The following is a 223-nucleotide window of genomic DNA, read 5'->3' as shown; positions in this document are numbered from 1 at the left end:
GGCGGATCTGGCTACGTTCGAGCTGAACGAGGCGTTCGCCGCGCAGGCTTTGGGCTGCCTGGAACAGTGGCCCGAGCTGGATCCGGAGGTGGTCAACCCGCGCGGCGGCGCGATCGCGCTCGGGCATCCGCTGGGGGCCTCCGGGGCCCGGCTGGCCGGGGCGGTCGCCCACCAGCTGGCCGCCCGCGGCTCCTCCGGCACCGGCCTGGCGGCCCTGTGCATC

Annotated in this window: 1 pseudogene; it reads left to right on the top strand. The window is 76.2% G+C overall.

Going from position 1 to position 223, the window contains the following annotated elements:
• A pseudogene (locus IH45_RS0142895) lies at positions 1 to 223 on the top strand (3-oxoadipyl-CoA thiolase); the annotation flags it as partial.

The sequence above is a fragment of the Streptomyces rimosus subsp. rimosus genome (genome assembly GCF_000720725.1).
Taxonomy (GTDB): domain Bacteria; phylum Actinomycetota; class Actinomycetes; order Streptomycetales; family Streptomycetaceae; genus Streptomyces; species Streptomyces rimosus_A.
This window is presented reverse-complemented; position numbering and strand designations above follow the sequence as displayed.